Annotated in this window: 1 protein-coding gene; it reads left to right on the top strand. The window is 58.4% G+C overall.

All coding sequences use genetic code 11. The features are described 5' to 3' along the window. On the top strand, positions 1 to 4,457 hold a 4,457-nt coding region (locus CLV44_RS17060; protein WP_106593327.1), incomplete at both ends, for a GLUG motif-containing protein.

Below are 4,457 nucleotides of genomic sequence, written 5' to 3'. Positions count from 1 at the left end.
CCAATGGGCAGGTGTTTTTGCTTAACCCCAACGGGGTGCTGTTCAGCCCTACCGCACAGGTCAATACCGGCGGGCTGGTCGCATCGACGCTTGAATTGAGTGATGAGGACTTTCTGGCCAATCACTTTCAGTTTGAAGGCGACAGCACCGCAGCCGTCATCAACCAGGGCGATATCGAGGTGGCCGAGGGCGGCACCATCGCACTGATCGCCGCCACCCTTGTCAACGAAGGCACGCTGCAGGCCACCGCCGGTAACGTGTTGATGGGCGCGGGCCGCACGGTCACGCTGGATATGGGCGGGCCGGTCAAGCTCAAAGTGGATGAAGGTGCGCTCAATACATTGATTGAACAGGGCGGTGCCATCCGTGCCGATGGCGGCACCGTGTATCTCACCGCCCGCGCCGCCGGTGAACTGGCCACCAGTGTGATCAACCATACCGGCATCACCCGTGCGCAAACACTGGCCAGTGGCGAGAACGGCGAGATCGTACTGCTGGGCGATATGCAGCAGGGGCAATTGCAGGTGGCGGGTACGCTGGATGCCGCTGCACCGAACGGCGGCGATGGCGGTTTTATCGAAACCAGCGCGGCCAAGGTCCAGATCAAGGATGGGGTGAAGGTCACCACCCTGGCCGACAGTGGCAACACCGGCGAATGGCTGATCGACCCCACCGATTTTACCGTCAGCGCCGGTAATGCCGAGAAGACGGACAGCAGTATCGGTGCTGACACTCTGAGTTCTCAACTGGCTGGAAGCAATATCAGCATAGAAACGGCTGACGCAGGCAGTGAAGCCGGTGATATCACCGTCAACGCGGCGGTCAGCTGGAATGCTGCTACCACCCTCACCCTTGACGCCCATAACAACATTCTAATCAATGCGCCCATCACAGTGGAGAACAGCGGCGGTCGCGTTGAACTGAACTACGGCGGAACAAAAGGTGAGACAACGTCCACACCCGCTACCGATAGTCATTATCAGATCAACGCGCCGATCAGTTTTACCGCCGGCAGCGGCGGCGCATTCCGTGTCAATGGCCAGGATTTCACCCTGATCCACACCCTCGATCAACTGCAGGGCATAAGCACAGACCTCGGTGGCCATTACGCCTTGGCGACCGATATTGAAGCCAGTGATACAGCAGGTTGGGGCAGCGGCGCAGGCTTTGATCCCATCGGGGATGGCAGCACCCGCTTTACCGGCACTCTGGACGGCCTCGGCCATGCCATTAATAATTTGACCATCTACCGCCCTGATGAAAATTACATCGGCCTGTTTGGGAGCACCGGCAACGGCAGTGCCATTCGTCACCTTGGGCTCGCTGATGCCAGCATAACAGGGAAATACAACGTCGGCGGGCTGGTGGGTTTCAAAGACCTCGGCGACGTCATTAGAAGCTACGCCGCCGGCACGGTAACTGGCGAGAACTACGTCGGCGGGCTTGTAGGCCTGAACTTCGGAAAAATCATCCAGAGCTACGCCGCTGGCTCAGTTACGGGAACAGGAACAGAACTAGGCACAGGAACAGGTATCGGAGGGCTGGTTGGCTACGGCGCTCCTTTAAGGGGATGGAGCAGCCACATTACCCAGAGCTACGCCACAAATACGGTCAAAGGCAACGAAAAAGTCGGTGGGCTCGTGGGCATTAACGACGGTAGCATCACCCAAAGCTACGCCACTGGCGCGGTCAACGGCGAGGGTAGATACGTCGGCGGGCTGGTGGGTACCAATAACAAAACAATCAACAGTAGCTACGCCACTGGTGCGGTCACTGGCAAGAACTTCGTCGGCGGGCTAGTGGGCAATAACAATCGTGCAACAATCGAGCAGACCTATGCCACAGGCATGGTCACTAGCACTCAAAACGCCGGCGGGCTCGTGGGCTCTAACAGTGGCGACATCACCAATAGCTATTGGGATAGCGACACAACCGGGCAACAATCCTGCACAGGTCTCTTTACTGCGCCCTGTAGCGCAACGGGCCTGGGAACTATCAATGCCCGTCAGCAAGACAGTTACGAAGCTTTCGACTTCACCAATGACTGGTTCATGATCGACGGCGAAACCCGCCCGTTCCTGCGTTCAGAATACTCCACCAATATCCGCAACGCCCATCAACTGCAGCTAATGGCGATGGACCTGAACGCAGACTACACTCTGGCCAATGCTATTGATGCCTCCATTGCCGATGGCTCGAATTCATCAAGCATGTGGAGTGAAAGGGGCTTTGATCCCATCGGGTATTACGAAGATGGAAATCCAAGCACCAGCTTTACGGGCACTCTGGACGGCCTTGGCCATGCCATTAACAATTTGACCATTAACCGGCCTGATGAAAATCAAATCGGCCTGTTTGGGAGCACCGGCAACGGCAGTGCCATTCGTCACCTTGGGCTCACCAATGCCACTGTAACAGGGGAAAACTACGTCGGCGGGCTGGTGGGCTACAGCCACAACGACAGCTTCGGCGACGGCAGCAGCAGCAGCAGCAGCAGCAGCAGCAGCAGCAGCATCACCCAAAGCTACGCCACCGGCGCGGTCACCGGCACTGAATACGTCGGCGGGCTGGTGGGTTACAGCCGCAGCGACAGCAACAGCAACAGCTACGGCAGCAGCAGCATCACCCAAAGCTACGCCACCAGCAAGGTCAACGGCAAGTCCCACGTCGGCGGGCTGGTGGGCTACAGCCACAGCTACAGCGGCACCTACGGCAGCAGCAGCAGTATCATCACCCAAAGCTACGCCACCGGCGCGGTCACCGGCGAGTCCTACGTCGGCGGGCTGGTAGGCTGGAGCAACAGCGACGGCAGGAACAGCAGCAACAGCAGCATCACCCAAAGCTACGCCACCGGCGCGGTCACCGGCTTTAGCAACATCGGCGGGCTGGTGGGTTATAGCAGCAGCAGCACCGACACACTCCACTCCGTCACCAGCCACAGCATCACTCAAAGCTACGCCACCGGCGCGGTCACTGGCAATTACAACGTCGGCGGGCTGGTGGGTCGAGGCTTATCCCTGGCTTTCACCAACCTCGACGGCAACAGCAACAACAGCAGCAGCATCAGCATCACTCAAAGCTACGCCACCGGCGCGGTCACTGGCAAGTCCGACGTCGGCGGGCTGGTGGGCCGCAACCACAGCCAAGTAAACGTCGAAGACTATAACATCGACACCAGCCACCTCAGCACCAGCAGCATCACCCAAAGCTACGCCACCGGCGCGGTCAACGGCACTGAATACGTTGGCGGGCTGGCGGGTTCCAACACCAGTTCCGCCGGCCTCATCAGCATCACCCAAAGCTACGCCACCGGTGCCGTAACTGGCACTGGCACAGGCCCTGATAAACTCGGCGGGCTGGTGGGGTTCGTCTACGGCAAGAGCAGCAGCATCGACAGCTTTTTCAGCACGACCGATAACAACGGCAACTCAATCAACAATGGAGGCAATGAGGATATCGTCTATACGGGCAATAAGTTAGGCACCCCTAAGACACTGGCCGATCTCCAGAAACTCGACACTTTTGAACACTGGGGTGCTGATATCGATGTTCAAGGCGGTACCGATAGCGTCTGGCGCTTGTATGAGGATCACACCACACCACTGCTACGCGCTTTCCTCACCCCTCTTGCCTTGACTGTGAATGATGTCACCACAACCTACACCGGCAAAAACCAAACCGTTACCGGCAGTTGGAGTGCCGATGCACCTTACACCCCCGACGGGGTACTGGGCACTATATCGGTCACAAGCGACTCTAAAAAAGATGCCGGCACCTATGACATGATCTTGGGTGGTGGCCACTCACACCAGCAAGGCTATGACCTGACCCTGACCAACGGCACCTTCACCATCAAAAAGGCCCCTCTCACCGTCACCGCTGAGGATGCCAGCAAGGTCTATGATGGACAGGTCTGGGACGGGACGCCGACGGTAAGCTATGACGGCTTCGTCAACAGTGAAGACACGGGCGTGCTGACCGGTCTGTTGGGCTGGGACCGCGACGCCTTAACGGCAGTGGACGCGGGAACCTACGCTCTCACGCCGTCCGGTCTGACCTCCGACAACTACGATATCCGTTTTCAGGACGGTGCCCTCACCATCAAAAAGGCCCCTCTCACCGTCACCGCTGAGGATGCCAGCAAGGTCTATGATGGCCTGGCCTGGACCGGGGGCAATGGCATCCGCTATGACGGCTTTGTCGCTGGGGACGGTGCTGACGTGTTGGGCAGTGAACTGACCTGGAGCGGTAACGCTCAGGGCGCAGTTGACGCTGGCCAGTATACCCTCACGCCGTCCGGTCTGAGTTCGACCAATTACGATATCAGTTTTCAGGACGGCACACTCACCATCAACAAAGCCTTGCTTGACGTGCTCATTACGGCTCAGGATGCCAGCAAGGTCTACGATGGCCTGGCCTGGTCCGGGGGTAACGGTGTCAGTGTCCAAGGCTTGGTA

The organism is Marinobacterium halophilum, from assembly GCF_003014615.1.
GTDB lineage: Bacteria > Pseudomonadota > Gammaproteobacteria > Pseudomonadales > Balneatricaceae > Marinobacterium > Marinobacterium halophilum.
Note: the sequence above shows the minus strand (reverse complement) of the source record. Positions and strands in the feature narration are given on the sequence as shown.